The 23608-nt window shown below is 66.8% G+C and carries 20 protein-coding genes; 14 read left to right on the plus strand and 6 right to left on the minus strand.

The annotated features are described in order from the left end of the window. Nucleotides 1-70: 70 nt before the first annotated feature. The 4 genes from thrS (at nucleotide 71) to pdxS (ending at nucleotide 4318) form a co-directional block, all read left to right on the plus strand. The gene (thrS, locus tag R5O87_RS00955) at nucleotides 71-2035 is read left to right on the plus strand and encodes a threonine--tRNA ligase (protein ID WP_410557102.1); all 1965 of its coding nucleotides are present in this window, start codon (nucleotides 71-73) and stop codon (nucleotides 2033-2035) included. A gap of 20 nt (nucleotides 2036-2055) precedes the next feature. Next, nucleotides 2056-2643: an HIT family protein gene (locus R5O87_RS00960; RefSeq protein ID WP_410557075.1), complete on the plus strand. Its 588-nt coding sequence runs from the start codon at nucleotides 2056-2058 to the stop codon at nucleotides 2641-2643. Further along, on the plus strand, nucleotides 2633-3253 hold the full coding sequence (gene pgsA / locus R5O87_RS00965) for a phosphatidylinositol phosphate synthase (RefSeq protein ID WP_410557074.1): 621 nt from the start codon (nucleotides 2633-2635) through the stop codon (nucleotides 3251-3253). The genes R5O87_RS00960 and pgsA overlap by 11 nt, the downstream gene beginning before the upstream one ends. A 138-nt stretch (nucleotides 3254-3391) precedes the next feature. Beyond that, nucleotides 3392-4318, plus strand: coding sequence for a pyridoxal 5'-phosphate synthase lyase subunit PdxS (gene pdxS, locus R5O87_RS00970; protein ID WP_076802702.1), 927 nt, complete (start codon nucleotides 3392-3394; stop codon nucleotides 4316-4318). Nucleotides 4319-4461: 143 nt separating this feature from the next. On the opposite strand, the gene R5O87_RS00975 is transcribed toward pdxS, so the two are convergent. Continuing rightward, entirely contained in the window at nucleotides 4462-6474 is a 2013-nt protein-coding gene (locus tag R5O87_RS00975; protein WP_410557072.1) for a M3 family metallopeptidase, read from the minus strand. Between the two features lie 161 nt (nucleotides 6475-6635). On the opposite strand from R5O87_RS00975, the gene R5O87_RS00980 reads away from it, so the two are divergent. Then, on the plus strand, nucleotides 6636-7853 hold the full coding sequence (locus R5O87_RS00980) for a CapA family protein (RefSeq protein WP_410557071.1): 1218 nt from the start codon (nucleotides 6636-6638) through the stop codon (nucleotides 7851-7853). Here R5O87_RS00980 and R5O87_RS00985 read toward each other — a convergent pair. Together R5O87_RS00985 and R5O87_RS00990 are read right to left on the minus strand one after the other, a co-directional pair. Next, nucleotides 7850-8527: a type 1 glutamine amidotransferase gene (locus R5O87_RS00985; protein ID WP_462836428.1), complete on the minus strand. Its 678-nt coding sequence runs from the start codon at nucleotides 8525-8527 to the stop codon at nucleotides 7850-7852. The genes R5O87_RS00980 and R5O87_RS00985 overlap by 4 nt on opposite strands. A 71-nt stretch (nucleotides 8528-8598) precedes the next feature. Beyond that, on the minus strand, nucleotides 8599-9888 hold the full coding sequence (locus tag R5O87_RS00990) for a Mur ligase family protein (RefSeq protein WP_410557069.1): 1290 nt from the start codon (nucleotides 9886-9888) through the stop codon (nucleotides 8599-8601). Between the two features lie 91 nt (nucleotides 9889-9979). On the opposite strand from R5O87_RS00990, the gene pdxT reads away from it, so the two are divergent. The 9 genes from pdxT (at nucleotide 9980) to R5O87_RS01035 (ending at nucleotide 19969) form a co-directional block, all read left to right on the plus strand. Continuing rightward, a complete protein-coding gene (pdxT, locus tag R5O87_RS00995; protein ID WP_410557068.1) occupies nucleotides 9980-10711 on the plus strand; it encodes a pyridoxal 5'-phosphate synthase glutaminase subunit PdxT in 732 nt (243 codons plus the stop codon). 3 nt (nucleotides 10712-10714) lie between these two features. Then, nucleotides 10715-11470 carry a YebC/PmpR family DNA-binding transcriptional regulator gene (locus tag R5O87_RS01000; protein WP_190602648.1) on the plus strand — a complete coding sequence of 252 codons (756 nt, stop codon included), beginning with the start codon at nucleotides 10715-10717 and terminating at the stop codon, nucleotides 11468-11470. 31 nt (nucleotides 11471-11501) lie between these two features. Next, complete coding sequence (gene ruvC, locus R5O87_RS01005; RefSeq protein WP_410557067.1) at nucleotides 11502-12080, plus strand: crossover junction endodeoxyribonuclease RuvC; 579 nt, start codon at nucleotides 11502-11504, stop codon at nucleotides 12078-12080. An 81-nt stretch (nucleotides 12081-12161) separates the two neighbouring features. Then, nucleotides 12162-12809 (plus strand): Holliday junction branch migration protein RuvA, encoded by a 648-nt coding sequence (ruvA, locus tag R5O87_RS01010; protein WP_410557066.1) that lies wholly within the window; start codon nucleotides 12162-12164, stop codon nucleotides 12807-12809. Beyond that, entirely contained in the window at nucleotides 12802-13890 is a 1089-nt protein-coding gene (gene ruvB, locus R5O87_RS01015; RefSeq protein ID WP_410557065.1) for a Holliday junction branch migration DNA helicase RuvB, read from the plus strand. The genes ruvA and ruvB overlap by 8 nt, the downstream gene beginning before the upstream one ends. A 189-nt stretch (nucleotides 13891-14079) precedes the next feature. After that, a complete protein-coding gene (gene yajC, locus R5O87_RS01020; RefSeq protein WP_410557063.1) occupies nucleotides 14080-14493 on the plus strand; it encodes a preprotein translocase subunit YajC in 414 nt (137 codons plus the stop codon). 100 nt (nucleotides 14494-14593) lie between these two features. Beyond that, nucleotides 14594-16351, plus strand: a complete 1758-nt coding sequence (secD, locus tag R5O87_RS01025) for a protein translocase subunit SecD (protein ID WP_410557062.1) — start codon at nucleotides 14594-14596, stop codon at nucleotides 16349-16351. Next, a complete protein-coding gene (gene secF, locus R5O87_RS01030; protein WP_410557061.1) occupies nucleotides 16351-17361 on the plus strand; it encodes a protein translocase subunit SecF in 1011 nt (336 codons plus the stop codon). The genes secD and secF overlap by 1 nt, the downstream gene beginning before the upstream one ends. A gap of 214 nt (nucleotides 17362-17575) precedes the next feature. Then, entirely contained in the window at nucleotides 17576-19969 is a 2394-nt protein-coding gene (locus R5O87_RS01035; protein WP_410557060.1) for a RelA/SpoT family protein, read from the plus strand. Here the strand turns inward: R5O87_RS01035 and R5O87_RS01040 are convergent. The 3 genes from R5O87_RS01040 to R5O87_RS01050 form a co-directional block, all read right to left on the minus strand. After that, nucleotides 19850-20644, minus strand: coding sequence for a hypothetical protein (locus R5O87_RS01040; RefSeq protein ID WP_410557059.1), 795 nt, complete (start codon nucleotides 20642-20644; stop codon nucleotides 19850-19852). The two genes, R5O87_RS01035 and R5O87_RS01040, sit on opposite strands and share 120 nt — an antisense overlap. An 87-nt stretch (nucleotides 20645-20731) precedes the next feature. Beyond that, the gene (locus R5O87_RS01045; RefSeq protein WP_410557058.1) at nucleotides 20732-22465 is read right to left on the minus strand and encodes a DUF349 domain-containing protein; all 1734 of its coding nucleotides are present in this window, start codon (nucleotides 22463-22465) and stop codon (nucleotides 20732-20734) included. A gap of 71 nt (nucleotides 22466-22536) precedes the next feature. Beyond that, nucleotides 22537-23355 carry a peptidylprolyl isomerase gene (locus R5O87_RS01050; RefSeq protein WP_410557057.1) on the minus strand — a complete coding sequence of 273 codons (819 nt, stop codon included), beginning with the start codon at nucleotides 23353-23355 and terminating at the stop codon, nucleotides 22537-22539. Between the last annotated feature and the right edge of the window lie 253 nt (nucleotides 23356-23608).

The raw sequence follows: 23608 nt of genomic DNA on the forward strand, positions 1-23608 counted from the left end.
CCTGAACTTTGAATAGGAGACACCCGTGTCAGATGCCCAGCAGATCACCCTCATCGTCGATGGCGAAGAAATGAAGGTGACTACCGGGACCACCGGCGCGGAACTCTTCTTTGAGCGCCGCGACGTCGTTGTGGCCCGGGTCGACGGCGAACTCAAGGACCTGGACCAGCCCCTTCCCGAGGGTGCCGAGATTGAAGGCGTCACCATCGATTCCCCCGACGGGCTCAACGTGCTGCGCCACTCCACCGCCCATGTCATGGCCCAGGCCGTGCAGCAGTTGCGCCCTGACGCCAAACTGGGCATCGGTCCCTACATTACGGACGGGTTCTACTTCGACTTCGACGTCGAGGAGCCCTTCACTCCGGAGGACCTGCGCCAGCTGGAAAGGATGATGCTCAAGATCGTCAACCAGAACCAGAAGTTCGTCCGCCGCGTCGTCACCGAGGACGAGGCCCGCGAAGCGATGAAGAACGAGCCGTACAAGCTCGAACTGCTGGGCAAGAAGAACGACGCCGCAGATGCCGGCGAAGGCGTCAACGTCGAAGTGGGCGCCGGCGACATCACCATCTACGACAACGTCGACCGCAAGAGCGGGGACAGCGTCTGGTGCGACCTGTGCCGCGGCCCGCACCTGCCCAACACCAAGCTGATCTCCAACGCCTTCGCGCTGACCAGGTCCTCGGCCGCGTACTGGCTCGGCAACCAGAACAACCAGCAGCTGCAGCGCATCTACGGCACCGCGTGGCCTACTAAGGACGCACTGAAGGCATACCAGGAACGCATCGCCGAAGCCGAGCGCCGCGACCACCGGAAGCTGGGCGCCGAGCTGGACCTGTTCTCCTTCCCGGACGAGCTGGGCTCGGGCCTGCCGGTCTTCCACCCCAAGGGCGGCATCATCCGCAAGGCCATGGAGGACTACTCGCGGCAGCGCCACGTGGACGCCGGCTACGAGTTCGTCTATACCCCGCACATCACCAAGGGCCACCTGTACGAGGTATCCGGCCACCTGGACTGGTACCGCGACGGCATGTTCCCCGCTATGCACATCGACGCGGAGCACAACGAGGACGGCACCGTCCGCAAGCCCGGCCAGGACTACTACCTGAAGCCGATGAACTGCCCCATGCACAACCTGATCTTCCGTTCGCGCGGCCGCTCCTACCGCGAACTGCCGCTGCGGCTGTTCGAATTCGGCTCGGTCTACCGCTACGAGAAGTCCGGCGTGGTGCACGGCCTGACCCGCGTGCGGGGCATGACACAGGACGACGCCCACATCTACTGCACCCGCGAGCAGATGAAGGACGAACTCACCACCACGCTGAACTTCGTCCTGGGCCTGCTCAAGGACTACGGGCTGGACGACTTCTACCTCGAGCTTTCCACCAAGAACGAGGACAAGTTCGTCGGCGACGACGCCACCTGGGAGGAAGCCACCCGCACCCTGGCCGAAGTGGCCGAGGCTTCCGGGCTGGAGCTCGTCCCGGACCCGGGCGGAGCCGCGTTCTACGGACCCAAGATCTCGGTCCAGGCGAAGGATGCGCTGGGCCGCACCTGGCAGATGTCCACGATCCAGCTCGACTTCAACCTGCCCGAGCGCTTCGAACTCGAGTTCCAGGCCGCCGATGGCACCCGTCAGCGTCCCGTCATGATCCACCGGGCGCTGTTCGGATCGGTGGAGCGGTTCATGGGCGTCCTCACCGAGCACTATGCCGGTGCGTTCCCGGCCTGGCTCGCTCCCGTGCAGGTGGTGGGCATTCCGGTGGCGGAGGCCTTCAATGACTACATGTTCGAAGTCGTCGACAAGCTCAAGGCTGCCGGCATCCGCGCCGAGGTGGACATCTCCTCGGACCGGTTCCCCAAGAAGATCCGCACGGCCAGCAAGGACAAGATCCCGTTCGTGCTGATCGCCGGCGGCGAGGACGCCGAAGCGGGCGCTGTCTCCTTCCGGTTCCGGGACGGCAGCCAGGACAACGGCGTGCCCGTGGAAGAGGCTGTCCAGCGGATCGTGGACGCCGTCCGCAACCGGACCAGCTAGCCGCGGCGGAGGGGGAACACGTGCAGGAGAACACAGGGTCGGGCTATCCGGGCGACGCCGAAGTGACGGACGATTTTGGCCTCGCCGGCGTTCCGGATGCCTTTCAGCGGCTGTGGACTCCGCACCGCATGGCCTACATCAAGGGCGGGCAGCACCAGTTCAAGAACCCGGACGACTGCCCGTTCTGCATCGCGCCCGCGCGCACCGATGAGGAGTCGCTCATCGTGTACCGCGGACGCACGAGCTATGTGGTGCTGAACCTGTTCCCCTACAACCCCGGCCACCTGCTGGTGTGCCCCTACCGCCACGTCCCCGACTACACGGACCTGACGGTGGAGGAAACCGTCGAGTTCGCCGAGCTGACGCAGACCGCCATGCGCGTGCTGCGGAAGGCGGCGAATCCCGGCGGCTTCAACCTCGGCATGAACCAGGGCGTCGTGGGCGGCGCCGGCATCGCGGGGCACCTGCACCAGCACATCGTGCCGCGCTGGGGCGGGGACGGAAACTTCTTCCCGATCATCGCCCAGACCAAGGCGATCACCCAGACCCTTGACGAGGTCCGCCAGCAGGTCGCCGACGCCTGGCCCGGGGAGACGCATGCTGAATAGGCATGCCCGCGGGTTCTTCACCGCGCTGTTCACCCCGATTGCACGCTGGCTACTGAAAATGGGCGTCTCACCGGACGCGATCACCATTGTGGGAACTGCCGGTGTGGTGGTGGGGGCCCTGGTGTTCTACCCGCTGGGCCAGCTCTTTTGGGGAACAGTTTTCATCACGGCGTTCATCTTCTCCGACGTCATCGACGGCATCATGGCCCGCATGCAGAACCTGGGCGGCCGCTGGGGCAACTTCCTGGATTCGAGCCTGGACCGGCTGGCTGACGGTGCCCTCTTTGCCGGCCTGGCCATCTGGTTTTTCACCGGCGGTGCGAATACCCCCATAGCCATTGCCGCCGTCGTCTGCCTTGTCCTTGGCATGGTGGTTTCCTATGTCCGCGCAAAGGCCGAATCCCTTGGCTTCCAGGCGAACGTGGGCATTGCCGAACGTGCTGAACGCCTGGTTTCCGTCCTGGTGATCACCGGCCTGACCGGTGCCGGGCTCCCGCCCGTGGTGCTGCTGGCGACCCTGGTGCTGCTGGCCGCGGCGAGCCTTGTCACGGTGGTCCAGCGAGTCCTGGCCGTGCGCGTCCAGTCGCTGGAAGACTCCGAACAAACCTGATTAAGCCGGGCTGCCGCGGTGGGACTAGTATTAGGACTGCCCGGTCAATGGATCCGGTAATCCGGTGTGTGCAAAAACGGCATGTCCGTGCCGCCTGCACTGCCGGCGAAGGTCATCTAGCTACCCATAGGGGTTTTTGTGTCTACACCTGATGTAAGCAACGAAGCCGGCTCGTCCGCCAACAGCGTGACGGGCAGCAGCCGTGTGAAGCGCGGCATGGCGGAGATGCTCAAGGGCGGCGTCATCATGGACGTCGTCAACGTCGAGCAGGCCCGCATCGCCGAAGATGCCGGTGCCGTTGCCGTTATGGCGCTTGAGCGCGTCCCGGCCGACATCCGTGCCCAGGGCGGCGTGTCGCGCATGTCCGATCCGGACATGATCGACCAGATCATCGACGCCGTGTCCATCCCGGTCATGGCCAAGGCCCGCATCGGCCACTTTGTCGAGGCCCAGGTCCTGCAGTCCCTCGGCGTCGACTACATCGACGAGTCCGAGGTCCTGACCCCGGCCGACTACACCAACCACATCGACAAGTGGAACTTCACCGTTCCCTTCGTCTGCGGTGCCACCAACCTCGGTGAGGCGCTGCGCCGCATCAACGAGGGCGCGGCCATGATCCGCTCCAAGGGCGAGGCCGGCACCGGTGACGTTTCCAACGCCACCACGCACATGCGCCAGATCCGCGCCGAGATCAAGAAGCTCGCGGCCCTGCCCGAGGACGAGCTGTACGTCGCGGCCAAGGAACTCCAGGCCCCGTACGAACTGGTCAAGGAAGTTGCCGCCACCGGCAAGCTCCCCGTCGTCCTGTTCACCGCCGGCGGCATCGCCACCCCGGCCGACGCCGCGATGATGATGCAGCTCGGTGCGGACGGTGTGTTCGTCGGTTCGGGTATCTTCAAGTCCGGCAACCCGGCCCAGCGTGCCGCCGCCGTCGTGAAGGCCACCACCTTCTTCGATGACCCGGACGTCATCGCCAAGGCCTCCCGCGGCCTGGGCGAAGCGATGGTCGGCATCAACGTCGACGAGATCCCGCAGCCGCACCGCCTCGCCGAGCGCGGCTGGTAACAGCACGTAATTAGTACGACGGCGGCCGGTCACCTTGCGAGGTGACCGGCCGCCGTCGTCCGCTTTAATGCCTTGGAGTTTTTGTCCACTTAATGGGACTTAGAGGCCCTCGAAGTCGCGACAAATGGACAAAAACTCCAATTTTATTCGAGGCCTCGGCGTTTGAGGAGGGGACCGAGGGTGGCGTCGCGTCCGCGGAGGGTGCGGAACGAGTCGAGCGGGTCCCGGCTGTTGCCGCGGGAGAGGAGTTCCGCGCGGAAGCGGTCGCCGTTGGCCCGGCTGAGCCCGCCGTTTTCGGTGAACCAGTCCACGGTTTCGGCGTCGAGCACCTCGCTCCAGATGTAGGAGTAGTAGCCCGCAGCGTAGCCGTCGCCGGCGAAGATGTGCTGGAAGTATCCCGTCCGGTACCGCGGCGGGATCAGCGGATGGGCCACCCCTGCGGCAGCCAAGGCTTTCGTCTCGAACTCCAGGGCGTCCTCCGGAACGCCCCCGGACTCCAGGACGTGCCAGGCCAGGTCCAGCAGTGCAGCGCCGAGGTACTCCGTGGTGGCGAACCCCTCGCCCCACAGGCGGGACTCGTTCAGCCGGTCGACGACGTCCTGGGCCAGCGGCTCCCCGGTGGCGTGGTGGCGGGCGTAGTTGGCAAGCACCTCCGGCCACATGATCCACATCTCGTTGACCTGGGACGGGTACTCCACGAAGTCCCGCGGCACCGACGTGCCCGAGAAACGGGGGTAGGTGACGCTGGAGAACAGCCCGTGCAGGGCGTGGCCGAACTCGTGGAATGCTGTCCGGACCTCATCGAGGGTGAGCAGCGTGGGCTCCCCGGCGGGCGGCTTGGAGATGTTCAGGTTGTTGATGACCACCGGTTTGGTGTCCAGCAGCGCCGACTGGTCCACCAGTGAATTCATCCAGGCGCCGCCCCGTTTGGTGTCGCGGGTGTAGTAGTCGCCGAGGAAAAGCCCCAGTTCTGTGCCGTCCGCGTCCCGGACCTCCCAGACCCGGACGTCCTCGTGGTAGCCGGTGAGGTCCTTGCGCTCGTGGAAGGTGATGCCGAAGAGTGAGGTCGCCGCGAAGAACACGCCATCCGCCAGTACGCGGTCCAGCTCGAAGTAGGGCCTGAGGGCCTGCTCGTCCACGGTGTACCGTTCCCGCCGCACTTTGGCGGAGTAGTAGGCCCAGTCCCACGCCTCCAAGGGGTGGCCCGCGCTTTCGGCCAGGGCGGCAGCCTCGGCGTCGGCGTTCCGGACGGCCGCGGGTGCCAGCCGGTTCAGCATGGTCCGTACGGCGCCGAAGTCCGGGGCCGTCTGCCGGTCCACCACCAGTTCGGCATAGTTTGCGAAGCCGAGCAGGGCAGCCTTTTCGGCGCGGAGCCGGACCATGGATTTCACGAGGTCGAGGACGTCGAGGCCGCCGCCGGAGCTGCCTCGGGCAATGGAGGCCTCGAAGAGCCGCCGGCGCACGCCCCGGTTGTCCAGTGAAGCAAGGGCGGGCTGGTTGCTGGGCTGGATGAGCGTGAGCAGGAACTTCCCGTCATGGCCGGCAACGCGGGCGGCCTCCGCGGCGCTGGCGATCTCGTCCGCGGGGAGCCCGGCGAGATCCTCGGCGCTGTCCAGCAGCAGGGCGGCGGATTTCATGGCTTCCTTGACGCGCTGCCCGAATTCGGTGCCCAGCCGGGACAGCTCGGCGTTGAGGGAACGGAGCCGGTCCTGGCCGGCGTCGTCCAGCTGGATGCCGGACTGTCGGAACTCCTTGAGGTACTCCTCGACCAGCCGTGCCGCTTCGGCGTCCAGGCCCGCGGTGTCCACGGCGGCAAACCGCTCGTAGAGCGCCCGGTTGAGGTAGACGGCGTCCTGGTGGGCGGCGAACCGGGGCGAAAGCTCGGTCTCCAGCTCCCTGATCGCCTCGGAGGCGTCGGCCGAAACCAGGGTGAAGAATGAAGCCGCTGCACGGTCCAGCAGGCGGCCGGACCGCTCCATGGCCAGCGCGGTGTTGTCGAACGTGGCAGGCCCGGGGTTGTCCGCGATGGCCTGGATCTCGGCCAGGTGTTCGGCGAGCCCCGCCTCCACCGCCTCGGCATAGTGGGCGTCGTCGATGTCGGCGAACGGCGGCAGACCGAAGGGCAGGGTGCTGGGGGACAGGAGGGGATTGGTCATGAAGCAACCCTTTCATGCAGCCCGGCGGTGCACAATGTTTTTGGCGGGCCTCGGCGGACCGGTTGCCCGCCGCCGGGATTTCCCCGACTTACGCTGGGGTCATGGGGAACAACAACAGATCTGGGCGGGTGCAATAGGCGGCTGTCGCCGCGCTGCTGGCGGTGGCGCTGGCGTCCTGCGGCGTGATCGCCGAGCATGCCCGGCCGCAGCCCGGCACGCAATCCGGAAGCCACTCCGTTCCAACGCCGACGGCGGCCCCCACCTCGGGTGCCGCAGCCGCGCCCACCCCCGCAGCCGCGCCCACCTCCACAACTGCCCAGCCAACTCCGGGTGCCGGTCCCGCGTGCAGGGCGGTCCGCTGTACGTCTGTCCTGGTCACCGGCGACATGCTGGTCCACGCCCAGCTCTGGCAACAGGCCCACGAGGATGCCGTGGCCGGCGGCATCAAGGGGCTCGACTTCGGTCCGCTGCTGGAAGTCCAGCGGCGCTACATCGAACAAAGCGACCTCGCCATCTGCCACCAGGAAACGCCTGTCGCGCTGCCGGCTGGCCCATTCTCCGCCTATCCTTCCTTCAACGTCCCGCCGCAGATTGCCGCTGCCGCCAAGGGCGTGGGTTACCGGGCCTGCACCACCGCCAGCAACCACACGATCGACCAGGGTACGGAGGGCCTCTCCCGGACACTGGATGTGCTGGACGCAGCCGGGCTCGAACACACCGGATCCTACCGGTCGCAGGCTGAGTCCCGCGGCATCCTTATCCTGCAGACCGATGCCGCGCGGATTGCGGTCATCGCTGGCACCTACGGGCTCAACGGGCAGGTCCCGGAACAGCCGTGGCAGGTGGACATGCTCGACGCCCCCGCCATGATCGCCAAAGCCAGGGAGGCCAGGGCGCAGGGCGCGGACGTCGTCCTGGCCGCCATGCACGCGGGGGACGAATACTCCAGCGCCCCCAACGCGCAGCAGCTGGAAGTGGCGCACGCGCTGGCGGACAGCGGCCAGTTCACGATGGTCTACGGGCACCACACGCACTCGGTGCTCCCGGTCGAAAAGTACAAGGGGACGTGGATCGCCTACGGGCTGGGCAACGGTGTGACCGAACTGTCGCCTGCGTATGTGGTCAACAACGAGGGGCTCCTGCTCCGGGCACAGTTCAGCCAGGACAGTGCCGGCAAGTGGACCGCCTCCGACGTCGCCTGGGCACCGTCAGTCATCGTCAGCGGCCCCTACCGCTGGTGCTCCGTGGCCGCGGACGCCCCGCAGGGCGTCTGCGCCAGTCCCGCGGCAGACGCCGAGACCCGGCTGCGGACCAAACAGGTGGTGGAGTCCATGGGCGCGGCGCAGGCCGGAGCGCATGAGCTGCTGGTGACTCCCTAGCGCGGCCGGCGGGCCGCGTGCTCGCGGGCCAGGACGGCGAAGCGGTCGTCGGGTTCGCCGGGAAGGAAGGTTCCGTACTTGCGTTCGACGGCGGTCCGGATCAGGAAGTCGGCGATGGCCGGGTTCTTGGGCAGCAGGGAACCGTGCAGGTAGCTGGCCACGATGTTGCGGTACCGGGCGCCCTCCTGGCCGTCGCTGCTGTTGTTGCCGGTGCCCTTCGCCACCGTCCCCAGAGGTTCGACGCCGGGGCCCAGGGTGGTCTGGCCGCTGTGGTTTTCGTAGCCGAGCACCTCGCCGAACTCGGCGGTGGTGACCTTGACGTTGCCGATCAGCCGCTCATCCGTGCCGTGGGTCTCAATATTCAGAACCCCGATGCCTGGAATGACCGGGCCGGAGCGGGTCTTGAAGAAGCGCCCGAACAGCTGGTACAGCCCACAGATGAGGAGCATCGGCGTGCCGTCCTCAGCCATCCCCTTGAGGAGGCCGCCGCGGGACTGGAGGTCGTCCTGGATGACGAGCTGGCCGCTGTCCTGCCCGCCGCCGCCCAAGATGATGTCCACGCCCTCCGGGAACTCGTCGCCCACGTTGTACTCGAGCAGTTCCGGCGTGTATCCGTGCCACTTGATGCGCTGCTGCAGCACCAGGGCATTGCCCCAATCGCCATAGATATTCATCTCCCGCGGGTACAGCTGCAGGACCCGGATGGTTCCCTTTGACGCGGTGGTGCCGGCGGCCGAATCGGGGGTCAAGAGACCACCTCCACTGTGGTGATTTTGGACAGCTCACGGCGGATGGCGAGCATCGAGGTGTAGGTGCAGAAGACCCGCTTCGGCTTGCCTTTGCCCTTGCGGATGAAGTCGGCGAGGGCGGCGGGGATGTCGGTGTCCACCGCCCCGATCCGCACCTCGTCGTACTGCAGGCGCAGGGCCATGTCGTACGCGCGGGAGCCGGTGACCTGGTCCACGCCCTCGGCGCGCAGCGAGTCGAAATCAACATCCCACAGCCAGGACATGTCGCGGCCGTCAGCATAGTTGTCATTGATGGCGATCATGGTGGCGTAGCCGCCCGAGGGGAACGACTTGAGGCCCAGCCGGAAACCGCTGGGGTTCTTGACCAGGACCAGGTCCAGCGGGAGCCCGTCCACGGTCAGGCTTTCGCCGCGCCCGAACGCAGGGGCTACCTCCGAGAGAGCCTTCAGCAGGGTGCCGTGGTCCGCCGTGGCGGCACCGCTGCCGCAGATGCTGCGGGCCAGCGCCAGCGCGGCAGCGGCGTTAAAGATGTTGTAGACGCCACGGAGCTTCATCCCGGTGGTGACTATGCCGCCGTCGTACTCAAAATCGGCGTCATCGGCACCCACCCGGCGGAGCACGACGTCGGCCTGGGGCCGTTCCGGCACCGCCGGTACGGGGCTGCCGGGCCCGGCGCGGAGTTCATCGTCGCTGGGGAACGTGCCCAGCAGGGAATCGTCCAGGCCAAAGTAGAGGACCTCGGGGCCGTGCAGCGTGTCGGCGATCCGGGCCACCCGCGGGTCCTCGCGGTTGAGCACCACAGTCCCGGTGGTCTTGGAGGCGATGTGCTGGAGGAGCTGGGCGGTCTTGTCGATCTCACCGAAACGGTCCAGCTGGTCGCGGAGGACGTTCAGCAGCAGGCTGTAGCGGGGCGGGACCCGGTTGACGAAGTGCACGGCGTGGGCCTCATCCAGCTCCAGCACGGCGATGTCGGCGTCGAGCCGTCCCCGCCAGTCGACATCACCGAGCAGGGCGGCCGCGACTCCCCGGGTGAAGTTGCTGCCGGTGCGGTTGGTAAACACCTTCAGGCCCTGGCTTTCCAGCAGCTCCACCACCATCTTGGTGGTGGTCGTCTTGCCGTTGGTGCCGCTGACCACGGCCACACCGTGGGGAAGGGTGGACAGGGTCCGCTGCATGAAGCCGGGATCGATTTTTTCGACCACCAGGCCGGGGAATGCAGAGCCTCCGCCCCTGAGCCGGGAAACCCGGCGGACGAACTTGCCGAGCGGAACGCTGAGGGAAAACATGCTCTGTAATATATCCCAGCAGCGGCATGCAATGTGGCGGGTCCCCGACGGCGGGAACGCCGGTTTGTGCCCGGGACACTATGCTGTTTAGATGACCAATTCCCTTTCCAGCGCCCTTCCGCGCCCCGCCGCCGTGGCCGAAATGCCCGGGTCCGGCCTGCGCATCGGCGTTTTGGCGCTCCAGGGTGACTTCCGTGAGCACCTCCGGGCGGTCGAGACCGCCGGCGCAGCCGGCGTGGGCGTCCGCCGCCCGGCCGAGCTCGATGGACTCGACGGGCTCATTATCCCCGGCGGCGAGTCGACGGCCATCGACAAGCTGGCCCGCGCCTTCGATCTGGCCGGACCGCTGCGGCAGCGGATCGCCGACGGCCTCCCGGTGTACGGTTCCTGTGCGGGCATGATCCTGCTGGCGCACGACATCGCCGACCCCGCGGCAGACCTCGCCGGAAACCCGCAGGAGACATTCGGCGGCCTGGATATCACGGTCCGCCGCAACGCCTTCGGCCGGCAGCGCGAGTCCTTCGAGACCGACCTCGACTTCAAGGGCCTGGAGTTCAGCGCCACAGAGCAGGGCGTGGCTCCGGTTCACGCGGTGTTCATCCGCGGCCCCTGGGTGGAGCGTGTCGGCCCCGGCGTTGAGGTCCTGGCGCAGGTGGAGCCGGCCGACCAGGAGCATGCCTCCCACGCGGCCGATCTGCAGGGGACAGCTAGAATTGTTGCAGTGCGTTCAGGCCAGCTGCTGGCTACCTCCTTCCATCCGGAAGTGACAGGGGAGAAGCGCGTGCATGAACTTTTTATCCGCATGATCAGAGGAGAAGCGTAAAGCATGTCAGGCCACTCCAAATGGGCAACGACCAAGCACAAGAAGGCCATCATTGATAGCCGCCGGGCAAAGTCGTTCGCCAAGCTGATCAAGAACATCGAAGTCGCGGCCCGCATGGGCGGCCCGGACCTCGCGGGCAACCCCGGACTCGAACTGGCCGTCACCAAGGCCAAGAAGACGTCGGTTCCGAACGACAACATCGACCGCGCCATCAAGCGCGGCGCCGGGCTCACCGGCGAGGTCGTGGACTACACGGAAATCATGTACGAATGCCGCGGCCCGCAGGGTTCGGCACTGCTGATCGAGTGCCTTACCGACAACAAGAACCGTGCCGCATCAGAGGTGCGGCTGGCCATCTCCCGCAACGGCGGTACCATCGCCGACCCCGGCTCGGTCAGCTACCTGTTCACCCGCAAGGGCGTGGTGACGCTGCCCAAGAACGACCTCACCGAGGACGACGTCCTCATGGCCGTACTGGATGCCGGCGCCGAGGAAGTCAAGGACAACGGGGACAACTTCGAGATCCACTCGGACCCGAAGGACCTGCAGGCCGTCCGCGATGCACTCAAGGAAGCCGGCATCGACTACGACACCGACGAGGCCGAGTTCGTGCCCTCCATGGAGGTGCCGCTGGACCTTGATGCCGCCAAGAAGTTCATGAAGCTCGTTGACGCCCTCGAGGACCTCGACGACGTCCAGAACGTCTACAGCAACGCTGACCTCAGCGACGAAGTTCAGGCAGCGCTGGAAGCCGAGTGATTTTCCGCGTGGCGGACCGGGGCGGTTGCAGGTGACGCTGCGCGTGCTGGGCATCGACCCCGGCCTGACCCGCTGCGGCATCGGCGTGGTGGACGTCGAAAAGAACCGCCGGGCCACCATGGTGGCCGTCGGCGTGGTGGGAACGTCCCCCGAGGAAACACTCGACCAGCGGCTGCTGGTGATCGCCCTCGCCATCGACGACTGGCTCGACCGCTACGAGCCTGACGTGCTCGCGGTGGAACGGGTCTTCTCGCAGCTCAACGTCAGCACGGTCATGGGCGTGGCCCAGGCCTCCGGCGTCGTCATCGCCGCCGCGGCCCGGCGCGGCATCCCCGTGGCTTTGCACACGCCGTCGGAGGTCAAGGCGGCCGTTACCGGGAGCGGTTCCTCCAACAAGGAGGCCGTCACCAAGCTGGTCACCAAGATTCTCCGGCTCGATGCGCCGCCGCGTCCGGCGGACGCGGCGGACGCCCTGGCCCTTGCCATCACGCACGCCTGGCGGGCCGGCAGCGGTGCATCCGTTGCCACCACCGGTCCCGGCAGCCAGTCGCTGACCCCTGCCCAGCGCGCCTGGGCCGAGGCTGAGGCGAAGGCGCGCCGTGCGCGCTGAATGTTGCTGGCCCTTGCTAGGGTATTCGTAGATATGTTCGGATAGTCGGTTATTGCCGGCGCAAGTTCAGGAGCCCCGGCCTTGATTAGTTTTCTCCGCGGAACCGTGGCGCACGTCGGACTGTCCACCGCCGTCATCGATCTCAACGGCGCGGGCATGAGCGTCTACGCCACTCCGCAGACGCTCAGCAAGCTGCGGACCGGCGAGGAGGGGAAGCTTTTCACCTCGCTGATTGTCCGGGAGGACTCCCTGACGCTGTTCGGTTTTGCGAGCGACGACGAACGGGAAGTTTTCGACATATTGCTCAGTGTCAGCGGTGTGGGTCCGCGGCTCGCCCTCGCGGTCCTCGCCGTGCACGATCCCGAGGCCATCCGCGTGGCAGCGCACACCGAGGACAGCAAGACCTTCACCAAGGTGCCCGGGATCGGCCCGAAGGTCGCCGGGCGCATCGTCCTGGAACTCGCCGGGAAACTGGTTCCGCACGGCACGGCCACGCCCGCCGGAGCGCCGGCCGCGTCATCCGAAGGCGTCTGGAAGCCGCAGGTCGTGGCCGCCATGACCAGCCTGGGGTGGTCCGAAAAGGACGCCTCGGGCAGCATCGACAAGGCCCTCGCGGACGCGCCGGAACTCGCCGGCGAAGGCAACGTCGCCGAGATCCTGCGCACCACGCTGCGCTGGCTCGGCCAGGACGGCGCCCGCGCCGGCAACAGGGTAGGCAGCCGTGGCTGAGCCGTCCCTGGTCGCCGGGGGAGAGGAGCCGGAAGAGCGGGCCATCGAGGCGGCGCTCCGGCCCAAGAACCTCGACGACTTCGTGGGCCAGCACAGGGTCCGCAAGCAGCTTTCCCTGGTCCTGAAGGCATCGCGTATGCGCGGACGCAGCGCAGACCACGTCCTCTTTTCGGGTCCCCCCGGACTCGGCAAGACCACGCTCGCCATGATCGTCGCGTCCGAGATGAACGCGCCGCTGCGGATCAGCAGCGGCCCGGCCATCCAGCACGCCGGCGACCTCGCCGCCATCCTTTCCTCGCTGTCCGAAGGCGAAGTCCTCTTCCTCGACGAAATCCACCGGATGTCCCGCCCGGCCGAGGAAATGCTCTACATGGCCATGGAGGACTTCCGCGTTGACATCGTGGTGGGCAAGGGCGCTGGCGCTACGGCCATTCCGCTGGAGCTGCCGCCGTTCACGCTGGTGGGTGCCACCACGCGTGCCGGTCTCCTGCCGGGTCCGCTCCGGGACCGCTTCGGGTTCACCGGCCACCTGGAGTTTTATTCGGTTGAGGAGCTTGAGCTGGTGCTGCGCCGGTCCGCCGGGCTCCTGGACCTGAAAGTGAACTCGGCCGGTTTTACCGAGATCGCCGGACGCTCACGCGGCACCCCCCGCATCGCCAACCGGCTGCTGCGGCGGGTCCGGGACTGGGCCCTGGTCCACGGCATCGACCAGATTGATGCCCGCTCCGCTTCCGCCGCGCTGGACATGTATGAGGTGGACAAGCGCGGACTGGACCGGCTGGACCGGTCGGTGCTGGAGGCGCTGATCACCAAATTCGGCGGCGGCCCGGTGGGCCTGTCAACCCTGGCCATCGCCGTGGGGGAGGAGCCGGAGACCGTAGAGACGGTGGCCGAGCCGTACCTGGTCCGGGAAGGTCTGCTGGGCAGGACGCCGAGGGGCCGGATTGCCATGGCGCCGGCCTGGACCCACCTGGGGCTGGCAGTACCGGCGGGGGTCTTCGGCCAGGAAACGCTTGACCTGTTCGGGGCCGGGCCGGACGATGAGGAATCGTCATCTGAGTGGGTTTCCAGCACCCAATAGCAGCGCCCTCCCAGCTTTTCCCTCTAGACTGGAAGGACGCTCGGCGCGTCCGGGCTTTGTTTCCGTGTCCCGCTTCGGCGGGCCGCCCGTGGCCGGTCTCCCGTGTCCGGGCGGGCAGCCCGGTGCAAAGCGGACGTCGCTGTCAACCAGCTACGCAAGTTACAGAACGGAAAAATCCTCTTGGATCCAATGACAATTCTGCTGTTCCTCATGCTCGGCGTTTTCATCTTCATGATGTTCCGCCGCAACAAGAAGACCCAGCAGCAGCAGGCACAGCTGCAGTCGCAGTTCGCTCCGGGCGTCGACGTCATGACCAGCTTCGGGCTGTTCGGCCGCATCGTGTCGATCGATGACGCCGAGAACAAGGTTGTCCTGGAACTGTCGCCCGGAAACCTGGCCACCGTGCACCGCCAGGCCGTGACCAAGATCGTCGAGCCCGCCGCCGCTGAGACGCAGGCCGTTCCCGACGACGCGTCCGCCCTGACGGCCGAGGAGCCGCTGGCCCCGGAAACGCTGGCTCCCGAAAACAAGGCCGGTACGGCCGACGAGACCCCGGATGAAACCATCAAGCGCCTCAACGACGAGGGCAAGAAGGACATCTAGTCCGCCGCTTCCGCGCAGTACAGCTGTCTACGGCTGCGGAGCCGCCGGGTGCGACAAAGCTCGCTCCGGCGGCCCTCCGCAATTAATAGAAAGATAGGCAATGGCACGAACTGGCCGCAGAAAACCATCCCTTCGGGTGCTGGTCTGGCTTGGCGTAATCCTGGCCGCCATGACGGCCGTCCTTGCGGGCGGCACTATGTCCGGGGTTGCCAGCTGGAGCCCGAAGCTTGCCCTGGACCTTGAGGGCGGTACCCAGATGATCCTGGCACCCAAGGTTGAGGGTAACTCGGACATCAACGAGGAGCAGCTCAACCAGGCGGTGGCCATCATCCGCCAGCGCGTGGACGGGTCCGGCGTCGCCGAGGCTGAGATCAGCACGCAGTCCGGCCGCAACGTGGTGGTGAGCCTTCCCGGCACGCCGTCCACGGAGACCCGCGCCCTCATCCAGGCCTCCGCGGACATGAACTTCCGCCCCGTCCTCGTTACGGGTGCGGGTGCAGCGGTTCCCGCTGCGCAGCGGACACCTGCTGCGCAGCTGCCGAAGCCGACGGCCAAGCCGACCAACGCCAGCGACTCGAACTGGATCACCGCGGACGTCCAGAAGCAGTTCGAAGCCCTCGACTGTGACCACCCGGCCCAGGACAAGCAGGAGCGTTCCGACCCGGCCAAGCCGCTGGTCACCTGCGAGCCTGCCACCGACCAGACTCCCGCGATCAAGTACATCCTGGGTCCGGTCGAGGTCAAGGGTGTGGAGATCCAGGGCTCGACGTTCCAGCTCCAGCAGGGCGCCCAGGGTGCCGTCACCAACGAATGGGCTGTGAACATCCAGTTCAACGCCGAAGGCACGGCCAAGTTCAAGACGGTCACCGAGCGCCTCAACCAGTTCTACGTTGCCGCGGGCGGTGAGACCGGCAGTGACCCCAAGTCGCAGTTCGCCATTGTCCTTGATGACCAGGTCATTTCGGCGCCGCGGTCCCAGGCCGTGATCACCGACGGCCGCCCGCAGATCACCGGCGGCTTCACCGAGAAGTCCGCCAAGGCGCTGTCCGACCAGCTCCGGTTCGGTGCCCTGCCCATCAGCTTCGACATCCAGAGCGAGCAGCAGATTTCCGCAACCCTCGGTGGTGAGCAGCTCCGGATGGGCCTCCTCGCCGGCCTGATCGGCCTGCTGCTGGTGGTTGTCTACTCGCTGTTCCAGTACCGTGCGCTCGGCTTCGTCACCATCGCCTCGCTGGTGGTGGCCGGTGCGCTCACCTACCTTGCCATTGCGATCCTCGGCTGGACCGAGAACTACCGGCTCTCCCTCGCCGGCGTTGCGGGCATCATCGTGTCCATCGGCCAGACAGCGGACTCGTTCATCGTCTACTTCGAACGCATCCGTGATGAGCTCCGCGAGGGCCGCGGCCTGGTGTCGGCGGTGGAGAACGGCTGGAAGCGCGCCAAGCGGACCGTGCTGGCATCCAAGGCGGTCAACCTCCTGGCCGCGCTGGTGCTGTACTTCGTGGCCGTCGGCAACGTGCGTGGCTTTGCCTTCACGCTCGGCCTGACCGCCATCGCCGACCTCATCGTCGTGTTCATGTTCACCCACCCCACGCTGCAGCAGCTGGCGAGGACCCGGTTCTTTGGCGAAGGCCACAAGTTCTCCGGCCTTGACCCCGAACGCCTCGGCGCGGTGCCGCTCTACCGCGGCGCCGGAAGGCTCCGCAGCCCCGAGGACAAGCCGTCAGTGGTGCGCGCCAAGAACACCGGTGCCGCTGCTGAGGCTGAGCGCCGGATGACCATCGCTGAACGCCGCCGCGCGGAGCAGCAGGAGCAGCTCGCCGGTTCCTCCAAGGGCCCGGCCAAGGAGGGCAAGTAATGTCCAGTTTCGCGAAATTCGGTAACGAGCTCTATACCGGCAAGCGTTCCTACGACTTCGTCGGCGCCAAGAAAATCTGGTTCGCCGTGGCCGCCGTGGCCGTTGCGCTGTCCATCCTGATCCCCGCGGTCAAGGGCGGCTTCAACCTGGGCATTGAGTTCCGCGGCGGGTCCGAGTTCACGGTGTCCAACGTCAAGACCACCGAGGCAACCGTGGGCGAGAAGGCTGTCCACGACGTCGTTCCCGGCAGCGTGCCGCGCGTCGCCAACGTCGCCGGGACCACCATGCGGATCCAGACGGACAAGCTCTCCGACAACGAGACCCTCAAGATCAAGGAAGGCCTCACCAAGGCCTACGGCGTCACGGACAACGAGGTGACCTCCACCTTCGTCGGCCCCACCTGGGGCGCTGACGTCACCAAGCAGGCCCTGATCGGCCTCGTGGTCTTCGTAGCCCTCGCGACCGTCCTGATGGCCCTCTACTTCCGGACCTGGAAGATGTCCCTCTCGGCGATCGTGGGCATGCTCGTCACCATGTTCATCACCGCCGGTGTCTACGCCCTGAGCGACTTCGAGGTCACGCCGTCGGCGATCATCGGGTTCCTTACGGTGCTCAGCTACTCGCTGTACGACACCGTGGTGGTGTTCGACAAGATCCGTGAGAACACGGCTGACATCGATACTTCCTCGCGCCGGACGTTCGCCGAGGAAGTCAACCTGGCCGTCAACCAGACCCTGGTCCGCTCCATCAACACCATGATGGTGGCCATCCTCCCGGTCGGGGCGATCCTGTTCATCGGGGCCGGCCTGCTGGGTGCCGGAACACTGCGCGACCTTTCGCTGGCACTTTTCGTCGGCATCCTGATCGGCACCGCCGCGACGATTTTCATCGCGGCGCCGATGTACGCGTGGCTTCGCCAGGGCGAGGCGCCGCTGGTCAAGCAGGCCCAGCGTGTCAAGCAGCGCCGTGCTGACGCGGCTGCCAAGGCTGCCGAGCCTGCAAAAGCCTAGGGTGCCTGCAAAAGCGTAGGTAACTTCCCATAGACCGGATGCCGTCACCGCGACGGCGTCCGGTCTTTGCTTTAAGCGTCTGCGCAGCCCCCGCGCGGCTGCCCGGGGACCGGGCTGTGTACCCGGCAACGCCGTTGGTGACGGACGCGGTTATCGGTGGGGCCCGGAGCGGGAATACACTGGGATAATTAAACGGGTCGTGAGGGGTACTTCATTGGAAGAAGGTTCGACGTCGGCGCCAACGGCAGCCGGAGGCAACGGTCCGGGCCAGGGACAACAGACTGGTCTGGTGGCTGGCGGGCGCCCGGCGCCCGGAGTCCCCGTGGACAACTCCGGTGTCCGGCCCACCTTCCCGGGCCGGCGTGAGCGCACGAGGTCCCGCCTGGCGCGGCTGACGGGCCGCAGCACCGCGACGTACTCGCCCATCCTGGAGCCGCTGCTGCGGACGGTGCGGGCGAACAACCCCAAGGAAGACTTCGACCTCATCCAGCGCGCCTTTGTGGTCGCGGAGCAGAGCCACCGCGGGCAGAAGCGCAAGAGCGGTGATCCCTACATCACCCATCCTGTCGCCGTCGCCACGATCCTCGCCGAGCTGGGACTCAGCGGCACCACCTTGGCGGCCGCGCTGCTCCACGACACGGTGGAGGACACCCCCTACACCCTCGACGACCTGCGCGCGGACTTCGGCCCTGAAGTGGCCATGCTGGTTGACGGCGTCACCAAGCTGGACAAGGTCAGCTTCGGCGAGGCTGCCCAGTCGGAGACCGTCCGCAAGATGGTCGTGGCCATGGCCAAGGACATCCGCGTCCTCATGATCAAGCTCGCGGACAGGCTCCACAACGCGCGCACATGGCGGTTCGTATCCGCCGAGTCGTCGGCCCGCAAGGCCCGCGAAACGCTGGAGATCTTCGCGCCGCTGGCACACCGGCTTGGCATGAACACCATCAAGTGGGAGCTCGAGGACCTGTCCTTCGCGGCGCTCTATCCCAAGGTGTACGAGGAAATCGTCCGCATGGTGGGCGACCGCACGCCGGAGCGTGAAAAGAGCCTCAGCGTGATCCGGAACCAGATCGCCGATGATCTGCGCACGGCACGGATCAAGGCCACCATCACCGGTCGGCCCAAGCACTATTACTCGATCTACCAAAAGATGATCGTCCGGGACAAGGACTTCGACGACATCAACGACCTCATGGGCGTCCGCGTCCTGGTGGACTCGGTCCGGGACTGTTACGCCGCCCTGGGCACGCTGCATTCGCGCTGGAACCCGCTGCCGGGCCGGTTCAAGGACTACATCGCGATGCCGAAGTTCAACATGTACCAGTCCCTGCACACCACCGTCATCGGCCCCGGCGGGAAGCCGGTGGAGATCCAGATCCGGACGCACGAGATGCACCGCCGCGCGGAGTACGGTGTGGCCGCGCACTGGAAGTACAAGGACCAGCCGAACCGGACCGCCACCGGACCGGGCAGCCCGCGCGACGGCGACATGGGCTGGCTGCGCTCCCTCGTGGACTGGCAGCAGGAGACCTCCGATCCCGGCGAGTTCCTCGACTCGCTCCGCTTCGAGATCAACGCCCGCGAAGTGTTCGTCTTCACCCCCAAGGGTGAGGTCATGGCACTGCCGGCCGGTTCCACCCCGGTGGACTTCGCCTATGCCGTGCACACCGAGGTGGGCCACCGCACCATCGGCGCCCGCGTCAACGGCAAGCTTGTACCGCTCAACAGCGAGCTCAACCACGGCGACTGGGTGGAGATCTTCACCTCGAAGGCCGAGGGCGCAGGCCCGAGCCAGGACTGGCAGCACTTCGTCAAGAGCGCCCGGGCACGGAACAAGATCCGGCAGTGGTTCAGCAAGGAACGCCGTGAAGAGGCGATCGACCGCGGCAAGGAACTGCTGACCCGCGCCATGCGGAAGCAGAACCTTCCGCTGCAGCGCCTGATGACGCACGACGCCCTGGCCGCCGTGGCCGAGGACTTCAAGTACGTCGACATCTCCGGGCTGTACGCCGGCGTGGGCGACGGCCATACCTCCGCGCAGTCCGTCATGGAAAAGCTCGTCGAGAGCCTGGGCGGCAACGAAACACCCGATGACGACCTCACCGAGGTCAGCATCCCCACCCAGGTCAGCAAGGCCCGCTTCTCGGATTCCGGCGTGGTGGTCCGCGGCGTGGGCGATGTCTGGGTGAAACTCGCCCGCTGCTGCACCCCCGTCCCGCCGGACCCGATCCTCGGATTCGTCACCCGCGGCTCGGGCGTCTCGGTGCACCGGACGGACTGCACCAACGTGGCAGGCCTCAAGGACCAGCCGGACCGCATTGTCGACGTCGACTGGGCACCGACGCAGTCAAGCGTCTTCCTGGTGGAGATCCAGGTGGAGGCGCTGGACCGGAAGTCCCTCCTTTCCGACGTGACGCGCGTGCTCTCCGAAAACCACGTGAATATCCTGGCGGCCAGCGTCCACACGTCCACGGACCGCGTGGCCATCTCAAAGTTTGCCTTCGAGATGGGCGACCCCAAGTACCTCAGCCACGTGCTCAGTGCTGTACGGCGGATCGACGGCGTGTTCGACGTCTACCGGACCACGGGCAACCGCCGGAGAAGCTAGCAGCGCGAGCTTCTCCAAGGCAGCGTTCTTGTGGGGCAGCCGGGGCATCGCCTCGACCGCCAGCACAAGGAGCCTCAGCCTGACATCGAGTTCGGGCTTTGCCAGGAGCAGCCGCAGGGCCGGCACTGCCCTCTCGGCATCCACGTGCAGGGCGATGTCCAGAGCCGTGCGGAGCGGACTCGAGACCATCAGGCCACCCAGGCTGACGACGTCGAACGGGCCCAGCCGTACCTCGTGGAGCGTGCAGCCGCGGGTGGAACGAAGGCTGGAGATCCGGCGTTTGGCGTCCACCAGGAGGGCCAGCCGGTCCGGCTCGCGGGCGCACCCGTAAATCCAGGCCGCCGTCATCCGCCCCGCCACCACCCGCCGCCGGACCGGAGCGGGCACACCGTGGGCCGCGGCACGTGCCCGCAGCTGCGGCGAGGATGCAGTCCCGGGAACCGTGTAGCCGTGCTGGTAAAGCTGCGTCAGCACGCCGTCGGCAGCCATGGACTGGAGCTCCGGCCAGGTGAACGGCAACCCGGGAGAGTAGAGTTCCAGCAGCTGGGCGGGGGAGTCCGCCGGCGGGGAATCACCCCGCGCCTGGGAGGCATGCGCCTGAAGCAAAGGTGCCTGCGGAACAGGTGTGTGCAAAACAGGGGGCTGCAACACAGGGGGCTGGGAAAACGGTGCCATTCCGTCATCCTGCCGGAATCGGCATTAACGGGTAAGGCCCCGCCCCGGTTATGTGGATAACCGGAACGGGGCCTGAACTGACGCTGCTTAGGAGAGCTCGCTCGCCGAACGCTGGATCTGGTCCAGCCACGCCTGGCGGGCTTCCAGGGCTTCCCTGGCGGCCTTGATCTTGCGCTGGTCGCCTGCCTTCTCCGCGTCAGCAAGGTCATCCTTCAGGCCGGCGATGGCGGATTCGAGCTGGCTCAGGGCGCTGTTGGTGCGGGCCTTGGTCTCCGGGTTGGAGCGCTGCCACTTCTCGTCCTCGGCCTGGCGGACGGCATCCTCGATCCGGCGCAGCCCGGCCTCGATCCGGCCCATGTCCGCACGCGGAACCTTGCCGGCCTCTTCCCAGCGGTCGTGGATGGACTGCAGCGCCTTCTTGGCCGCGGCGATGTCCTTGACCGGAACGATGGACGATGCCTCCTCGAGGAGCGCCTCCTTGACCTTCAGGTTGGCGGCGTACTCCTGGTCGATCTCGTCGTTGGCAGCCTGGCGCGAGCTGAAGAAGACGTCCTGCGCGGCGCGGAACCGGGCCCACAGCGCGTCGTCGTCCTTGCGGCTGGCACGCGGTGATGCCTTCCACTCGTCCATGAGCCGGCGGTATTCACCGGCGGCGAAGCCCCAGTCGGTGGACGAGGACAGCGCCTCGGCCTCGGCAATCAGCTTCTCCTTGGCGGCCTTGGCGGCCGAGTTGTTGCTGTCCAGCTGGGAGAAGTAGGCGCGGCGGTGCCGGTCGAAGACCGTCCGGGCAGCGCGGAAACGCTTCCACAGGGCGTCCTCATTGCTGCGGCCCAGCCGTACGCCGCTCTTCTGCGCGGCCTTCCAGCTTTCAAACAGCTCGTTCATGCGCGCGCTGGACGTCTTCCACTGAACCTGGGCAGGATCGGTGCCGGAGATCGCCTCGGCCTCGGCCACGATGGCCTCCCGGGCGGCCAGTTCGGCGGCACGGACGGCGTCGTGCTGCGCCTTCTCCGCCTTTTCCAGTTCGGTGATCTGGGTGGAAAGGGTGTCCAGGCGGCCCTCCGCGGAACGGATGTCGCCCACCATGTTCCGTTCGGCGAGCTGCTCGCGCAGGTGCGTCACGGTCTTCTGCATGTCCGTGGTGGGCGCCTTTGAGGCCACGCGCTGTTCCAGCAGGACAACCTGGGCCACGACGTCGTCGTACTTCCGCGCGAAGTAGGCCAGGGCTTCGTCGTTGCTGACGTCCGGGTACTGGCCCACCGGGTGCTCTTCGCCGTCGATGGTCAGGAACACATGGCCGTCGCCCTCAACGCGGCCCCAGCGGGCGGCCTCGGCCAGCGACGTGGCGGGCGGAGCCTGCACCGGAGTGACGGTGGCAGCCGGGCCGGCCTTGGGCCTGGCGGCAAAAGCGGCGGGCGTGGGAGCGGGCCGGGGTGCCGGCGTCGGACGCGGTGACGGTGCGCGGCTCGGTGCCGGGGTTTCCTCCACAGCCTCCGGCTGCGGGGTGGCGGCGGCTTCCGCCGCGGCCGTGTCTTCCTGTGCAGCCTCGGGCTGCGAAGCCTCTTCGGGCTGACCGGCCTCGCCGGCCTGCGCGTCACCCTCAGGGGCGGCCGCCTCTTCAGGCGCGGCTGCTTCCCCGGCCGGTTCGGCCTGGTCGGCCGGCGTGGCGTCCTCGTCGGGCTGTGCGGCCTCGTCGGGCTGGGCGGCGTCGTCGGGCTGGGCGGCCTGGTCGGCCGCCTGTCCCGCTTCCACAGTCTCGGGGGAAGCCTGGACCTCGGTCACTTCGGCTGCTGTTTCGTCGGATTTCTGACTGTCTGTCACCGCTAAAAGTCTTTCGCTTGGAGGAAGATACCCATTCATAGGTCGCTTGTGGCCGCTGGTGCCCAAGGTTCCTACTTCAGAGAAAATGAGTCTATCGTGACTGCTTCCGCAGGTGCGCCGTCTGTGCCACTTTCGCCCGACTTAAGACCTGCAGCCGCAATCTTCGTGACAACATCAAGGCCCGAGGTCACCTTCCCCACGACGGTGTAGCCGCCGGCGGAGTCCGCCGGAATGACGGTGTCCTTGTAGACGATGAAGAACTGGGTGCCGTTGCCGTAGGCGTTGTTGCCGGTGCGGGCCACCGCAATCGTTCCCGCCGGGTATTTGTTGTCCGCCGGTGTGTTCTCCAGCGGGCCCCACGTGTAGTTGGGGTCGCCCTGGCCGTCGCCGGTCTTGGAGCCGCATTGCAGGACACCGAAGTTGTCGGCGGTGGTGAGGCGGTGGCAGCTGACGCCCTTGTAATAGTTCTGGTCAGCCAGGGACTTGAACACGGCGGCGGCCTGCGGGGCCTTGGTGCCGTCCAGCTGCACGCCCACTGTGCCGCGGTTGAGCTGCAATGAGCCGGTGAACGTCTTGCCGGCCGCCGTCGCGGGTTTGGGGATGTTGGCTGCGTTGGTCTGCGTTGCCGTGGGGGTGGCGGAGGCGGAAGGGGCGGCCGACGGCTTGGCCAGGCCCGCCTCGGCGGCCGCGAATTCCTCTTCGGTGGGGTTCCCGGAAAACACAGTCAGTTGAAGCACGACGGCGAGAACCACCGCTGCGGCTCCCGCACCTCCCGCTATGAGGTTGTCCCGCTTGCGGCGCTTCTCCTGGTCACGGCGAAGCTCGCGTTTGGCTTCCATCTGCTGGATGCGCCTCTTGGCTTCGCGTGTTTCGCGTGGACTGGCCGCCACGGGTCCTCCTCATCGATCGGACTGCCCGCCGGGCAGGCCCCTGAAGGCGTCCCCGGCAGCAGATTGCACTGCAGCAGATTGAACTGCGGCAGCCGGCCAGCGCCCGTGCTCCCGCATTAGAGATGCAGGCGCCGAAAGCATAAACTGACTGCCGCACATAAGTTTATGCAGAACAGGCTGGACTCCCGCCGCTGCCGCAGCCGTTTGATTCAAATGGCTGCGGAAATTTGCGCAGCGGCACCGGCCTTCGTTT

The organism is Arthrobacter globiformis (assembly GCF_046536215.2).
GTDB classification, from domain to species: domain Bacteria; phylum Actinomycetota; class Actinomycetes; order Actinomycetales; family Micrococcaceae; genus Arthrobacter; species Arthrobacter globiformis_E.

Excerpts from the sequence above, each read along its gene's own strand:
- R5O87_RS00985 (WP_462836428.1), bottom strand. The coding sequence starts at position 8,527 with ATGAATATCTATGGCGATTGGGGCAATGCCCTGGTGCTGCAGCAGCGC.
- yajC (WP_410557063.1), top strand. The coding sequence starts at position 14,080 with ATGACAATTCTGCTGTTCCTCATGCTCGGCGTTTTCATCTTCATGATG.
- R5O87_RS01040 (WP_410557059.1), bottom strand. The coding sequence starts at position 20,644 with ATGGCACCGTTTTCCCAGCCCCCTGTGTTGCAGCCCCCTGTTTTGCAC.
- R5O87_RS00975 (WP_410557072.1), bottom strand. The coding sequence starts at position 6,474 with ATGACCAATCCCCTCCTGTCCCCCAGCACCCTGCCCTTCGGTCTGCCG.
- pdxT (WP_410557068.1), top strand. The coding sequence starts at position 9,980 with ATGACCAATTCCCTTTCCAGCGCCCTTCCGCGCCCCGCCGCCGTGGCC.
- secF (WP_410557061.1), top strand. The coding sequence starts at position 16,351 with ATGTCCAGTTTCGCGAAATTCGGTAACGAGCTCTATACCGGCAAGCGT.
- thrS (WP_410557102.1), top strand. The coding sequence starts at position 71 with ATGAAGGTGACTACCGGGACCACCGGCGCGGAACTCTTCTTTGAGCGC.
- pgsA (WP_410557074.1), top strand. The coding sequence starts at position 2,633 with ATGCTGAATAGGCATGCCCGCGGGTTCTTCACCGCGCTGTTCACCCCG.
- R5O87_RS01000 (WP_190602648.1), top strand. The coding sequence starts at position 10,715 with ATGTCAGGCCACTCCAAATGGGCAACGACCAAGCACAAGAAGGCCATC.
- secD (WP_410557062.1), top strand. The coding sequence starts at position 14,594 with ATGGCACGAACTGGCCGCAGAAAACCATCCCTTCGGGTGCTGGTCTGG.
- R5O87_RS00990 (WP_410557069.1), bottom strand. The coding sequence starts at position 9,888 with ATGTTTTCCCTCAGCGTTCCGCTCGGCAAGTTCGTCCGCCGGGTTTCC.